Source organism: Streptomyces sp. NPDC059897 (assembly GCF_042730865.1).
In the GTDB taxonomy this organism is placed as follows: domain Bacteria; phylum Actinomycetota; class Actinomycetes; order Streptomycetales; family Streptomycetaceae; genus Streptomyces.
The window spans coordinates 23,779-36,879 of record NZ_JBHWKQ010000047.1 but is presented as its reverse complement, the minus strand read 5'-3'; the positions used below and the strand labels follow the sequence as shown (position 1 = coordinate 36,879).

The 13,101-nt window shown below is 73.9% G+C and carries 12 protein-coding genes; 5 read left to right on the top strand and 7 right to left on the bottom strand.

Annotated elements, in window-relative coordinates; all coding sequences use genetic code 11:
* Positions 1 to 36: 36 nt before the first annotated feature.
* On the bottom strand, positions 37 to 207 hold the full coding sequence (locus ACFV9W_RS33610) for a hypothetical protein (RefSeq protein WP_385768816.1): 171 nt from the start codon (positions 205 to 207) through the stop codon (positions 37 to 39).
* A gap of 279 nt (positions 208 to 486) precedes the next feature.
* On the opposite strand from ACFV9W_RS33610, the gene ACFV9W_RS33605 reads away from it, so the two are divergent.
* The 4 genes from ACFV9W_RS33605 to ACFV9W_RS33590 all read left to right on the top strand — a co-directional run bounded on the left by ACFV9W_RS33605 (position 487) and on the right by ACFV9W_RS33590 (position 4,932).
* Positions 487 to 1,749 (top strand): NYN domain-containing protein, encoded by a 1,263-nt coding sequence (locus ACFV9W_RS33605; protein WP_385768814.1) that lies wholly within the window; start codon positions 487 to 489, stop codon positions 1,747 to 1,749.
* 615 nt (positions 1,750 to 2,364) lie between these two features.
* The gene (locus tag ACFV9W_RS33600) at positions 2,365 to 3,390 is read left to right on the top strand and encodes an ABC transporter ATP-binding protein (RefSeq protein WP_385768852.1); all 1,026 of its coding nucleotides are present in this window, start codon (positions 2,365 to 2,367) and stop codon (positions 3,388 to 3,390) included.
* Positions 3,387 to 4,205, top strand: a complete 819-nt coding sequence (locus ACFV9W_RS33595) for an ABC transporter permease (RefSeq protein WP_385768812.1) — start codon at positions 3,387 to 3,389, stop codon at positions 4,203 to 4,205. Before ACFV9W_RS33600 ends, ACFV9W_RS33595 begins: the two co-directional genes overlap by 4 nt.
* Before the next feature lie 34 nt (positions 4,206 to 4,239).
* Complete coding sequence (locus tag ACFV9W_RS33590) at positions 4,240 to 4,932, top strand: DUF2567 domain-containing protein (RefSeq protein ID WP_385768810.1); 693 nt, start codon at positions 4,240 to 4,242, stop codon at positions 4,930 to 4,932.
* 10 nt (positions 4,933 to 4,942) lie between these two features.
* Here the strand turns inward: ACFV9W_RS33590 and ACFV9W_RS33585 are convergent, their stop codons facing one another.
* Together ACFV9W_RS33585 and ACFV9W_RS33580 are read right to left on the bottom strand one after the other, a co-directional pair.
* A complete protein-coding gene (locus ACFV9W_RS33585; RefSeq protein ID WP_385768808.1) occupies positions 4,943 to 6,412 on the bottom strand; it encodes a sialate:H+ symport family MFS transporter in 1,470 nt (489 codons plus the stop codon).
* Positions 6,409 to 7,350 carry a dihydrodipicolinate synthase family protein gene (locus ACFV9W_RS33580; protein WP_385768806.1) on the bottom strand — a complete coding sequence of 314 codons (942 nt, stop codon included), beginning with the start codon at positions 7,348 to 7,350 and terminating at the stop codon, positions 6,409 to 6,411. Before ACFV9W_RS33580 ends, ACFV9W_RS33585 begins: the two co-directional genes overlap by 4 nt.
* Before the next feature lie 162 nt (positions 7,351 to 7,512).
* Here ACFV9W_RS33580 and ACFV9W_RS33575 point away from each other — a divergent pair, with 162 nt between their 5' ends.
* Positions 7,513 to 8,208 carry a FadR/GntR family transcriptional regulator gene (locus ACFV9W_RS33575; RefSeq protein ID WP_385768804.1) on the top strand — a complete coding sequence of 232 codons (696 nt, stop codon included), beginning with the start codon at positions 7,513 to 7,515 and terminating at the stop codon, positions 8,206 to 8,208.
* A 142-nt stretch (positions 8,209 to 8,350) separates the two neighbouring features.
* On the opposite strand, the gene ybaK is transcribed toward ACFV9W_RS33575, so the two are convergent.
* The 4 genes from ybaK to ACFV9W_RS33555 form a co-directional block, all read right to left on the bottom strand.
* Positions 8,351 to 8,857: a Cys-tRNA(Pro) deacylase gene (ybaK, locus tag ACFV9W_RS33570; protein WP_385768802.1), complete on the bottom strand. Its 507-nt coding sequence runs from the start codon at positions 8,855 to 8,857 to the stop codon at positions 8,351 to 8,353.
* A gap of 31 nt (positions 8,858 to 8,888) precedes the next feature.
* A complete protein-coding gene (locus ACFV9W_RS33565; RefSeq protein WP_385768800.1) occupies positions 8,889 to 9,674 on the bottom strand; it encodes an LON peptidase substrate-binding domain-containing protein in 786 nt (261 codons plus the stop codon).
* 5 nt (positions 9,675 to 9,679) lie between these two features.
* Positions 9,680 to 10,657 carry a hypothetical protein gene (locus tag ACFV9W_RS33560; protein WP_385768850.1) on the bottom strand — a complete coding sequence of 326 codons (978 nt, stop codon included), beginning with the start codon at positions 10,655 to 10,657 and terminating at the stop codon, positions 9,680 to 9,682.
* Positions 10,658 to 11,517: 860 nt separating this feature from the next.
* Entirely contained in the window at positions 11,518 to 13,101 is a 1,584-nt protein-coding gene (locus ACFV9W_RS33555; RefSeq protein ID WP_385768798.1) for an oxidoreductase, read from the bottom strand.

The following is a 13,101-nucleotide window of genomic DNA, read 5'->3' as shown; positions in this document are numbered from 1 at the left end:
GCCCCTCGCTGTGTGCCAACTTCCCTGCGATGCGCCTCAGTTGTGGCCGAAGCGGCGCTCGCGGTGCTTGCGGGCCACGTCGCCCGGAGTCGCCTCCACGGCCGACTTGGCCTGTGCCTCCATGGCCGAGGACCGGGCCTGCTCGTCCGGACGGGCCTGCTCGGCAGCCTTCTGCTGATGGCGGTTCTGCTTACGGTTCTTGGCCATGGTGATCTGCCTCCTGAGGGGGATCTAGGGGCCAGGGCCGGCTTCAGATTCACACAGGCGGAGGAAGAACGCATTTCGGAGTATTACCGTTCGTAACGGGTGTGGGTCGTCGAGAGTCCGTCGCGGGTTCACGGCTTCCGCCACGCCGAAGATCCAGTTCGGGCCGTTAACCCCCGCGCGGTCGGGCAGACTCGAAGGAAACCCGAAGCGAAGCCGCGGGAGCCGTCCCGTGGAGCGTGCCCGGACTCCTTGCAAGTCGGCGGAAAGAGGGTGGATCGCGTGGATCGTTGCATCGTTCTGGTGGATGCCGGATATCTGCTGGGGGCCGCGGCGAGCCTGCTCGCGGGCGAGCCCTCCCGCTCCCGGATCCATGTCGACCACGCCGCCCTCATCCAGGGTCTGCGCGAGCGCGCCGAGGCCGAGACCGGCCGGGAGCTGCTGCGCATCTACTGGTTCGACGGGGCGCCCGACAGGGTGCCGCAGCCCGAGCACCGGCGGCTGCGCGTCATGCCCCGCGTCACCGTGCGGCTCGGCGCGCTGACCCGGTCCGACGGCCGCTGGGCGCAGAAGGGCGTCGACGCGGCGATGCACGCCGAGCTGACCGAGCTGGCCCGCAATCGGGCCTGCTCGGACATCGTGCTCGTGACCGGGGACGGGGATCTGCTGCCCGGCATGATGGCCGCCAAGGAGCACGGGGTCGCCGTCCACCTGTGGGCCGTGCAGGCCGCCGACGGCGACTACAACCAGTCCGAGGACCTGGTCGCCGAGGCCGACGAGCGGCGGGTGCTCGACCGGGCCTGGATCACCAAGGCGGTACGCGCCAAGGAGCTCGGCGGGATCTGCGCCCCGCCGCCCGTGCCCCGCCCGGAGATCGCCGCGATCCTGTCCGCGCCGCTGCCGGAGTCCGCGCTCTCCTCCGCGGGGCGTCCGGTGGAGGAGCCGGGGGAGGGGGCGTCCGTGCAGCACGCGCCGGCCGCGCGCGGCGAGAACGGTGAGGTGGCCTCGGATTCGGCGGCGTCTTCGGCGGAGGACGAGCGGGCCGGGGTCGGCAAGGGCGTGCCCACGCCCAAGGACCTCGCCGCGCTGCGCGGACCGGGGGCGCAGGTCGCCCAGCATCCCGCCAACGCGACGCTGCGGTGGTCGTCCGACAAGGGGTGGGTCGAGCGGCCCGGTGGCGGCGGGGAGCCCGCTGATGTGGCGTCCTTGCCGACGCTGGCGCAGCTCACCACGGCGGAGCAGCGGTGGGCCGACCGCGAGGAGGACATCACCGCGATCGGCGGGGATCCGTACGAGGTCGGGCAGGTGTTCGCGCGGAGGTGGCGGGAGCGGTTGGGGGACCAGGCGCGGTTGCAGAAGCTGGCGACCATGTATCCGCGGGTGCCGCACCGGATCGACGGGGAGCTGTTGCGGTACGCGGCCAGGTTCGGGCTGCTCGCGCACAAGGACGACCAGATCGACGAGCATGACCGGTATGCGATCCGGGCGGGTTTCTGGCGCGAGATCGACATCCGCACGGCGGAGCATGCGGCGGCCGCGGACTAGGCGGGCGGGTTCGGGGTAGCGCGGCGCCGGGGTCTTTGGGCTGTACCGGGGTTGGCGCTGGTGGTCCCTGTTGCGCGGCACCGGGGTCTTTTCGCCGTGCCGGGGTTGGCGCCCGTCGTCTCTGTTGCGCGGCACCGGGGCTTTTTCGCCGTACCGGGGTCGGCCCCCGCACCCTTGTTGCGCGGCACCGGGCGCCGCCTTGCCCACCCTGCCGCCCAAGGCGGCAGATTGCCCAAGGCGGTGGCGGTCGACCGCGGCCGATGCGGCACCCCGTGGGGCCGACGCCCCTGGAGGGGGCGGGTGGGTGGGAGATGGGCGGGGGGAAAACAGGGGTGCGGGGGGCCGTGACGCCGGTGCCGGTATTTGAAGCCCCTGCGGCGATTGAGCAGCGGGGTCCGGGGCGGAGCCCCGAGGCCGCAACGCCGGTTCGGCAAATTCAGCCCCGCCGGCGTTTGAGGCGCGGGGTCCGGGGCGGAGCCCCGAGGGCGCAACGCCGGTGTGGCGGAAACATTCCGTGGCGCCGGTGCCGCGAAACCGACTCGTCCGGTCCGGGGAAATGTCCCGCCCCGCGTGCAATCGTGAACGCCGGACCCCGTAGGCTCGTCCCTCGTGAGTATGCGCACCGATGCCGTCGCCCAGAAGCGTAATGCGGGCTCTGTGGTGTGCGCGGTGCGGGGTCTGCGGAAGACCTATCCGGCCTCGCGCGGGCGCCGCGGCGCGCCCGGGACGCCGGAGCTGCGGGCCACGGACGACGTACGGCTCGACATCCGGCGCGGCGAGATCTTCGGGCTCCTCGGGCCGAACGGCGCGGGCAAGTCCACCCTCGTACGGCAGCTGACCGGTCTGATGCGCCCCGACGCGGGAAGCGTCGAGATCCTCGGGCACGACATCGTCCGCCACCCCGAGCGCGCCTCCCGCATCCTCGCCTACCTCGGCCAGGAGTCGACCGCCCTCGACGAACTGACCGTCGCGCTCGCCGCCGAGACCACCGGACGGCTCCGCGGGCTCCCCCTGAAGGACGCGCGGGCCGCCCGCGACGACGTCCTCGACGAACTCGGCCTCACCGCGCTCGCCTCCCGCCCGATCAAGAAGCTGTCCGGCGGCCAGCGACGGCTCGCCTGCTTCGCCGCCGCCCTCGTCGGCGAACGCCCCCTGCTCGTGCTCGACGAGCCGACCACCGGCATGGACCCGGTGGCCCGCCGCGCCGTATGGTCCGCCGTGGACCGCCGCCGGGCCGAGCGCGGCACGACCGTGCTGCTGGTCACCCACAATGTGATCGAGGCCGAGACCGTGCTCGACCGGGTGGCCGTGCTCGACCAGGGCCGCGTGATCGCCTGCGACACCCCGGCGGGCCTCAAGGAACGCGTCGCCGGCGAGGTGCGCGTGGAACTCGTGTGGCGCCAGGAGGCTCCGGTGGAGCTCGACGAGGTGGCGCGGCTGCGCGCGCACGCCGTGGAATCAGGGCGGCGCTGGTCGCTGCGGCTCGCACCGGACGCGGCCCGTTCCGCCGTCGCCGCCGTCACCGGCGGCCCGGCCTTCGACTACCTCGACGACTTCACGCTCGCGACGCCGAGCCTGGAGGACGTGTACCTGGCGCTCGGCGGCAGCCGCAGCGGCGTGAAGGGCCTGGTGAAGGCGTGAGTGTCATTCCCGTCGAGGCGGCCCCGGCGCGCCAGGCGTCCGTGCCGGAGGCGGCCGAGGAGCTGCTCGCGCCCCGTGCCCGCTTCCTGCCCTCGCTCGCCGCCGTCTACCGGGCGCAGCTCAGCCGGGCCCGGGTGGCCCGGATCCCGCTGCTGTTCGTGGCGACGTTCCAGAGCATCGGCATCATGATCCTCATGCGCGGCGTCGTCGCGCAGGGCGGCCGTGAGGCACAGGCCGTGGTGGCCGGGTCCGCGGTGCTCGTCGTCGCGTTCGTCGCGCTGAACCTGCTCGCCCAGTACTTCGGGCAGCTGCGGGCGGCCGGCGGGCTCGACCACTACGCGACGCTGCCGGTGCCGCCCGCCTCCGTGGTGCTCGGCGCCGCGGGCGCGTACGCCTCGTTCACCGTGCCGGGGACCGTGGTCACCGCGGTCGTCGGCTGCGCGCTGTTCCAGCTGCCGCTCGCCCACCTGTGGGTGCTCGCCGCGGTGATCCCGCTGGCGGGCGCCGCCCTCGCCGGCCTCGGCGCCGCGCTCGGGCTCCTCGCACCCCGGCCGGAACTGGCCACGCTGCTCGGCCAGTTGGGCATGTCCGCGGCGCTGCTGCTCGGGGTGCTGCCGGCCGACCGGATGCCGGAGTTCGTGCAGTGGGGGCGGGACCTGCTCCCGTCGACGTACGGGGTCGAGGCGTTCGCGCGGACCTTCGCCGAGCACCCCGACTGGGGCGTGGTCCTGCTCGACCTGGGCGTCTGCGCGGCGGTCGGCGTCGCCTCGCTGGCGGCGGCCACCTGGGCCTACCGCCGGGCCGCCGTCCGGTGACGCGCCGCACAGCGACGCCTGGCACGATGGCAGGGTGACCGCACCGCTGACACCGCCACCCCATCAGCCCCCGCACAACAACGGGCACAGCGACCCCTGGCAGGCCCCCGACCCCATGACCGGACATCTGCCGCCCGCGCCCGCCGCTCCGCACGGGCACGAGGAGGACGGTCCGGGGCTCCGGGCCGAACTGCGCGAGGCCGCCGTCGTGACGATCGGCGTCGCGGTGCTGGGGCTCGCGCTCGGTGCGCTGTGGATGTGGCTCGCGCCGCGGGTCCCGCTGGTCTCGGACGCCTCGGCGGTCTACCTCAAGGACACCGAGGGCGAGCAGGCCATCGGCATCGACGGAACGTTCGCCCTGCTCGGGCTCGCGTTCGGCGCCGTCACCGGGGCGGCCGTCTTCCTGTGGCGCAGGCGCGGCGGCGTACCGCTGGTCGTGGGCCTGGCCCTGGGCAGCCTGCTCGGCGGGGTCCTCGCCTGGCGCTTCGGCATCTGGCTCGGCCCGACGCAGAACGTCGCCGAGCACGCCAAGGAGGTCGGCAAGGGCGTCGTGTTCGACGCCCCCCTGGAGCTGAACGCCAAGGGGGCGCTGCTGGCGTGGCCGCTGGCGGCGCTGGTCGTGCACCTTGGCCTCACCGGCCTGTTCGGGCCGCGCGACCCGGACCCGTACTTCGCGACCCCGTACGGGCCGGGGCACGACGGCAAGGCCGCGCCCACGGCCCCGTAGCCCTGGCGCCTCAGCCGTGCCGCGCGGCGGAGCCGTCGGCAGGCGCCGGGGTGCGGCCCGTCGGTTCCTCGGCCAGATAGTCGCTCGGCCCCTCCCGGTCCACCAGGCGGTTCAGCCGGTTCGGGACGTCGAAGCCGATCAGGACGATCACCACGAGCGTGAGGGCGAACGTCAGGATCGCCAGGGACTGGCCGAGCGACATCCCCGAGGCGAGCCGCGCGCCGAGCACCGGGGCGACCGCGCCGCCGAGGGCCCCCACGTTGTACGTGAAGCCGAGCGACGCCGCGCGCGTCTCGGTCGGGAAGTGGCCCGCGATGTACTTGGGGAGCAGGCCCGAGATGCCCTGCATGCACGCGAGCATGCAGAACAGCAGGATGCCGAGCCCCACCGGGCTGTCGTGGACCGCGAACACCGGGAAGACGAAGGCGATGCCGACGAGCAGCGTCACCGCGTACGCCCGCCGCGTGCCGAACCGGTCGCCGATGAAGCCCGCCACGACGCAGCCGACGGCCGTGCCGAAGCCCGCCCAGAACAGGGCGTCGGTGACCTCGGAGGGGGAGTAGCCCAGCTCGGTCTTCAGGTATGTCGGCAGCAGCGCCTGCACCGGCCAGCTGTACAGGAACGCGCAGAACACGGTCACCGTCAGCGCCACGTACAGCAGCCACCGCTTGCGGCCGCCCAGCTGGACCGTGAAGGCCAGCAGACAGGCCGCCGCCACCACGGACAGGGCCGGTACCGCACCCACGCCGAGCGGCGTGAACACCGCGAACAGGGCGCCCGTCGCCACCACCGCGAGGACCGTGTTGACCGTCGCGAGGCGGCGCGTGGCGAACAGCGGGCGGAACGGGTTGGGCCGCCGCCCCGTGTCCGCCACCTGCTCCTGCCACTCCTCCGCCTCCGGCAGCGCCCGCCGCACCCACAGCGCGACCACCACGGGGAACAGGCCGATGTAGAACAGCCAGCGCCAGCCGTGGTTCGGGACCACCAGCCCGTACACCTCGGCCGCGAGGACGCCGCCGAGCGAGAAGCCGGAGATCAGGAAGCCGGACGCGCGGTTGCGCAGCTTCGCCGGCCAGCTCTCCAGGACGTACGTGGCGCTCGCGCTGTACTCGCCGGCCATGCCCATGCCGATCAGCAGGCGCGCGGTGAACAGGCTCGTGTAGTCCCAGGCGAAACCGCAGGCGAAGGTGCCGAAGGAGTAGAGCACGATCGAGACGACCATCGCCGCCTTGCGGCCGAACCGGTCGCCGAGCGCGCCGAGGACCGCGCCGCCCAGCCAGCGCGTGATGAACGCGCCGGAGACCAGGCTCGCCTGCTCGACCCCGGAGAGCCCGAAGTCGTCACCGATCTCGGTCAGTACGAGGGTGATCAGGACGAAGTCGAAGCCGTCGAGGAAGTAGCCGATCCAGGCGGCGAAGAAGGACTTCCAGCGGGCGGGGCCGATGTCCCGGTACCAGGGCTCCCGCACGGCCGTCGTCACAGCAGACCCGCTTCGACCAGGTGGCGGCGGACGTACGCGAACCCGTCCTCGCCGAGCGGGATCTGCGGCGCGGCCGTCGCGGGGCAGTCGATGACCCCCCGGAGGTGGACGGCCGCCTTGAAGGCGCCGAGCGCCGAGGAGGAGCCGCCCATGACGGCCGGGTCGCCGGCGTCCGTGATCGCGAAGAGCGCGGCGAGGCGGTCCTGCTCGGCGCGGGCCGCGTCCCAGTCGCCGGCGCGCGCGGCCTCGTAGAGCCGGACGTAGCCGTGCGCGTCGACGTTGCCGAGGCCGGGGACGACGCCGTCGACGCCCGCGAGGAGTGCCCCGTCCACGGTCAGCTCGGCGCCCGTGAACACCGAGAACGCGGGGGCCGCGGCGCGCAGCGGGGCGAGCAGCCGGCGCAGGGAGCCCTCGTCGCCGCTGGAGTCCTTGAGGCCCGCGAGGGTGCCGTCGGCGGCCAGTTCGAGGATCGTGCCGCGGCCGAGCTTGCTGTGCACCGCGACCGGGATGTCGTACGCGAACAGGGGCAGGTCCGCGCCGGCGCGGATCCGGCGGAAGTGGTCCGCGATCTCGGCCGGGTGGGTGCGGGTGTAGAACGGCGCGGTCGCCACGAGCGCGTCGGCGCCCGCCTTCACCGCGTCGTGCGCCCGCTCCAGGACCCGGGCCGTGGTCGTCTCGATGACGCCGGCGAGGACTGGGACCCGGCCCGCCGCCGCGTCGACGGCGGCCTCCAGGGCGGTGCGGCGCTGGGCGTCCGTGAGGTAGGCGGTCTCGCCGCTGGAGCCCAGCAGGAAGAGGCCGTGCACCCCGGCGCCGATGAGGTGCTCGGCGAGCCGGCTCACGGAGGCGACATCCACCTCCCCCTCGGCGGTGAGCGGGGTGACCAGCGGCGGTACGACGCCCCGGAACGGGGCGGGGAGCGGGGCTCGGAGAGTCATGGCGGTGGTCTCCAGGGTTAACTGACGGTGTACGGAGATGGGACGTAGGATGTCCTACGTCCTGGAGGTGACAGTGCTCCACCGTCGAGCAGACTGTCAAGGGTTCGAAGAATCCGGCGGATCATGGGAACGAGCACGGTCAAGACCACAGGAGGGGCCTGAATGCGAGCGCTGGTCGCGGACGACGCGCAGCAGAAGATCAAGGAATTCATCGTCGAGGGCGGCCTCGGACCCGGCGACCCGCTGCCGACCGAGACCGAGCTGATGGAGCGGTTCGCGGTCAGCCGCAACTCGCTGCGCGAGGCTCTGAAGTCGCTGCAGGCCAAGCACATCGTCGAGATCCGGCGCGGATTCGGGACGTACGTCGGGTCGATGTCGCTCGAACCGCTGATCGACGGGCTCGCGTTCCGCACCGTCGTCGGGCACCGCAGGGGCGAGGACAGCCTGCTCGAACTGCTGCAGATGCGGGAGGCGCTGGAGGCGGGCCTGATGAGCAGCCTCGTCGGGCGGCTCGGCGAGCCGGAGCTCGGCGTGCTCGACGGGCTCGTACGGCGGATGCACGAGGAGGTCGCCGAGGGCGGGGCGATCGACGCCGCGACCGACCGGGAGTTCCATCTCGCGCTGTACGGGCCGCTGGCGAACCGGCTGCTCAGCGAGTTGCTGGACGCGTTCTGGAGCGCCTTTCACCAGTCGCGGGCGCAGGACATCGGGCGGGCTCCCGAGAACGCGGACGGCGCGGAGCTGGCCCGGATGCACGGCCGGATCGTCGACGCGGTGCGGGCCGGGGACGCGGAGGCCGCGGAGGCCGCGGTGCATTCGCACTTCGACGACATCCGCGGCCGGCTGAGCGCGCGCTGATCCTCAAGAGGGCGTTCAGGCGTGCCTTACGCGGGCCGTCGCCCGTGGTTGGCCTTGCCCTTCTTGATCCGCCACTTGCGCTTGCGTGTCTTCTTCGACATGTCCTCGGTACTTAGCCGAAGCGGCGGGGCACGTCGAGGGGTCACGCACGCCCGACGGGCGCGAGGACCGCGTCCGTGAGCGCCGCGAGGTCCCCGGGCGCCAGTTCGACCTCGAGGCCGCGGCGCCCCGCCGAGACACAGATCGTGTCGTGCTTCCCGGCGGAGGAGTCGATGACCGTACGCAGCTTCTTGCGCTGCCCGAGCGGCGAGATGCCGCCCCGCACGTACCCGGTCGTGCGCTCCGCGAGCGCCGGGTCGGCCATGGTGGCGCGCTTGCCGCCGACCGCCGCCGCGAGCGCCTTCAGGTCGAGCTGGCCCGCCACCGGCACGACGCCGACGACGAGCGCGCCGTCCACGTCCGCGACGAGCGTCTTGAACACCCGGTCAGGGGACACGCCCATCGCCTCCGCGGCCTCCTCGCCGTACGAGGCGTGCGCGGGGTCGTGCTCGTAGGAGTGGACCGTGAAGACGGTGCCCGCGGTGGTGAGGGCGACGGTGGCGGGGGTGCCGCCGGACTGGCTCTGCTGCTTCTTGGCCTTCTTCGCCAACGTGCCGCTTCCCTAAGTGAGTTGAGTGACGTCAGTTGAGGCTGGTCGACTGGCGGGTGAGTTCCGTCGCGGGCAGCGAGGGCAGATGGCGGATGATCGCCGTCTCCGCGCGCAGCAGCGTCAGCTCCTCGCGCAGCCGCGACGCCACGTCCTCGGCCTGCAACAGCTGCTGCTTCGTCGGTACGTCGAGGACCGCGGCCGCCGCGACCAGGTACGACACCACCGACGGCTCGTCCGGCAGCTCCGCGCCCGTCGTCAGCGAGCGCTCACGGGCGCCCGCGAGCCGCTTCTGGTACGAGCGGAACGCGCGCAGCACGCCCTCCGCGAGGGCGCCCGCCTCCTCGCCGTCCTCCTCGTCCAGCTCCTCCACCTCGGCCGTCAGATACGGGCCCGAGGCGTCGACCGAGTGCAGCTTCACCCGGCGCGTGCCCGTGGCGAGCACCTCGAAGCTGCCGTCCGCGCGCTCCCTGATCGTCGCGGCGTCCGCGATGCAGCCGACGGCGTGGAAGGAGGCGATCGGGGCGTCGCCGAAGCCCGCGGCCGGTCCCGCGCCCGCCTCCTTGGTCGTCACCTCGTCGGGCATTCCGGGCGCACTGGGCGCGACCTCGTGGCCGTCGCGGATCGCGACGACCACGAACTGGCGGGGCTCCTCCGAGGTGGACGGTTCGGTGTCGGGCTCCGACGGATCGTCGGGCGACGCCTTCAACAGATCGCGCATCATGGCGCGATAGCGCTCCTCGAACACGTTCAGCGGGAGCACGAGTCCCGGGAACAGCACCGAGTTGAGCGGGAACAGCGGAAGTCGGACGGTGGTCACGTCGGTCAAGCGTAATGGTCGTCGGACCGGGCCGGTCCGCCGCGCAGCGGCATCGTCGCCGCGACCTCCAGACGGACCTGTCCGCGCAGCTCCATGAAATGGCCCAGCGGGTCGTCCGTGAGCCGGTCCCAGGGGAACGTCGTCGCGTACGGGCCGATGAGCCGCAGCTGCTCCAGGGCGTCGTCCCAGCGTTCGAGTTCGACCAGTACGCAGGTCAGCAGGTTGCGCACCTCGGCGGGCCACGGGTCCGCCGGCTCGTAACTGCGGGACAGCTCCACGGCGAGGTCGGCCGCGGCGTCCAGGCGGGTGCGCGGGATGCCGGTCTTCGGGGCGCCGGACGTCAGGTACGCGAGGGCCGCGCGGGCCGGGAGCGCCTGCAGCAGCGAGCCGGGCAGGGCGTCCTGCGCGGCGCGTTCGGCGAAGTCGAAGCACTCGCGGTGCGAGCCGTACCAGGCGGCCGACAGATAGCGCAGGGCCGCGACGTGGCAGCCGTAGTGGTGCGGGGAGCGGCGCACCGCGCGGGCCCACAGCTGCTCGAACTCGGTGTGCGGGGCGTTGGTGCCGCGGGCGTGGTCGAGGGCGATGCGCCAGGGGACCGGGTCGCGGGGGTCGGACTCGGCGGCGGCCAGGATCAGCGGGGTGACCTCGCGCAGGAGCTCGGCGTGGGCGGGCGCGGCGAGGGCGCGGGTGACGGCGAGTTCGGCCTTGACGAGGAGCAGGTCGGGGTCGTGCGGCGAGGCCTTCTGCCAGGCCTCGAACCATTCGGGGCGGGCGGCGGCGAACGAGGCGAGGCGCTGCACGCCGCGGTCCCGGTTCTCCCACTCGGCGGCGTCGCGGGTCTGGGCGAGGGCCTTCGCGGCGGGGATGTGGTCGCCGCGGCCCGCGGCCACGAGGGCGGGGGCGAGGCGGTCGTCCGGGGCGTCGAGCAGCAGTTCCTCGTCCGGCGGGAGGCCGATGCCGAGGCCGGCGGTGTGCCGGAGCATGCGGGTCGTGCGGACGAGGGCGCGCAGAAATGGCACGGGGCGGCCTCCTTCTGCGCGCGGGGACGTGGTTGCGCTGGGATGACGGCTGGGGTGGGCGGATGGTTGCCCCCGCCGACGGATTTTTGCCGGGGGGCTGGGGCGGGGATACGGCGGCGCGGGCGCGGGCGCGGGCGCGGGCGCGGGACGGGTGGGGCCGGGGCGACGTTCGCGGTGGGGGAGAGGGGGGCCGGGGGTGGCGGTTGCGGGGCGGGCCTGCTGGGCTGGGGTCGGCGCCTGCGGTACTGGGTGTGCGGGGCCGGGGTTGGGGTTTGCGGCGCAGGCGTGCGGGGTCGTGTGTGGCGTCTGCGGTGCTGGGTGTGCGGGGTCGGGGTGACCCTGCGGCGCCGGTTCCTCGGTACGGGGCCCGGTCGCGCCGTTGCCCGGCCACCTCCCACCCACCCGCCCCCTCCGGGGGCTTCGGCCCCCGTGACCGGACCTTGACCACGTCGGCCACGTGCAACGACGACGGCACCCGGGGCGGGGCGACTGCCGGGCCCCGGCGGTCCGATGCGGTGAAGCGCGGCGCGTCGGCCCTCGGCGCCCTGGGCCGTACTGGTCCCCGGGCGGGAGGACTGCCGGGACGGGCCCCGTCGGCGCGAGCCGACTCCCCGTGGGGCCGAAGCCCCCGGAGGGGGCGGGCGGGTGGGGGGATGACCTGGCCCCGGCAGGGAGCGATGGGTGAGAGGGGCCGTCGGCCCGGTCGCGTGCCCGTAGGGGGCGATGGCCGGGCCCCGTTGGTCCCGGCCCTGGTGAGGGGCAACGGGCGGGATTCCGCCGGACCGGACCCCGCGAGGCCTCCGCGGCGCCGCCCGGTCACCCCCCTAGCTCCTGCGGAGCAGCCTCGTTGCGCCCGCCGCCACCGTCGTCGCCAGGATCCAGCCCAGGAGGATCAGGATCGCCGAGGCCCACAGCCAGGGGCCGCTGAGTTGCCAGCTGGCGGCCTGGCCGAGGTCGATGACGGGGAGGAGGAGGTCGAGGGTGAAGAGGGCCGGGTCCCAGACCGGGCCCTCGCCGGGCTTGATGCGGGGGTGCGGGGCCTGGGAGAAGGAGGCCGCGCTGAGCGCCCAGAGGATCACCATCCACAGCGCGGCCCGCCCGGGCCGGTACCCGTACGCCACCGTCCAGTCCTGGATGTAGCCCCAGACCTTCGCCGCGATCGGCAGCGTCTCGCGGCGCCTGCGCTGCTTGGCGAGGAGGACCTCGCGCGCGTCGGAGTCCTCGCCGCTGTTGCGCAGCACCGTGGCCAGCTGCTCGTACGGCTCCGGGCTGTACTCGGGGGTCGCGGCGGCGAGCCAGTCGAGGCGGCGGGCGAGCGGGAAGGAGCCGGTGGGGATGAGGTTCTCGTACTGGAAGCCGCCGAGGCGGAGCTGCCCCGGGCCCGGCCAGCTCGTCGACCGGTCGACGAGGTTGGTGGCCCGCGCGCCGGAGAGCACGATCCGCCCGCGCTCCGGCTTCTCGCACAGGAAGCGCAGCTCCGGGGTCTGGATGCGGCGCATCGAGACCTCCTGCTCGTTCTCCATCGTGAAGCGCGCCGAGTCCAGGTCGACCGCGTCCCCGAACCGGCCGTCGTCGAGCCGCATCCCGCCCACGCACTCGAAGTGCTGCACGCGGGTGCCGCGCGCGGGCGTCCCGCCGCCGTTCTGGAACGGGCCGCCGAGCGCGGCGGGGCCGAGGTACAGCGTCCGCTCGACCGACATCTGCGGCGCGTTCAGGGCCCGCCGCCCCTGCGTGTTCCGCAGCCGGCTGCCCCGCAGCGACAGGGAGACGCCGACCGTCGCGCCGCGCAGGCTCAGCTCGCCGTGCGTCTCCAGTTGCTCGGCCTGGAGGTCCTGGCCGATCGTGAGCCCGTCCGCCATGATCGACTTTCCGCGCCGGTCACGGAACACGACGGCCTGGTTGAGCAGCAGGTCCGTGCCGATGTGCGCGTCCGTGAGCCGGACCCCGTTGTGGAAGCGGCAGCGGGCGAGGTGCAGATCGCCCTCCGTGTGGACCCGGGCGCCCTCGAGGCGGGGCACCGAGCAGTCGATGAGCCGCACCGTCGTGAAGTGCGCCTCGGGGAGGAGCACCTCCTTCTCGAAGCGGCAGCCCTTCATCTCCAGGTACGGGACGACGTTGCCGCCCGCGAGGTCGAACACGTCGGTGATCTGCACGCCCTGGAGCTTGAGCGAGGAGACCCGGCCGTCGAGGGCGGGCGGCCCGTCGAGCAGCAGCCACGCCGCGATGCGCGCCCGCACGCTGCGCGCCGGGCCCCAGGGGTGGCCGCCGTGCGGATCGTCCCGCTCGGCGTCCCCGGTCCGCAGGTCGTAGACGCTTCCGTTGCGGAACGCCTGCCACATTCCCACCTCGGTGGCGGTCAGCCCGTCCGGCACGTCCCCGTTGCCGTTGCCGGTCGTCCCCTCGACCAC

Coding starts and splice junctions, on each gene's coding strand:
- ACFV9W_RS33610 (WP_385768816.1), bottom strand. CDS start 207: ATGGCCAAGAACCGTAAGCAGAACCGCCATCAGCAGAAGGCTGCCGAG.
- ACFV9W_RS33600 (WP_385768852.1), top strand. CDS start 2,365: ATGCGCACCGATGCCGTCGCCCAGAAGCGTAATGCGGGCTCTGTGGTG.
- ACFV9W_RS33580 (WP_385768806.1), bottom strand. CDS start 7,350: ATGACTCTCCGAGCCCCGCTCCCCGCCCCGTTCCGGGGCGTCGTACCG.
- ACFV9W_RS33575 (WP_385768804.1), top strand. CDS start 7,513: ATGCGAGCGCTGGTCGCGGACGACGCGCAGCAGAAGATCAAGGAATTC.
- ACFV9W_RS33560 (WP_385768850.1), bottom strand. CDS start 10,657: ATGCTCCGGCACACCGCCGGCCTCGGCATCGGCCTCCCGCCGGACGAG.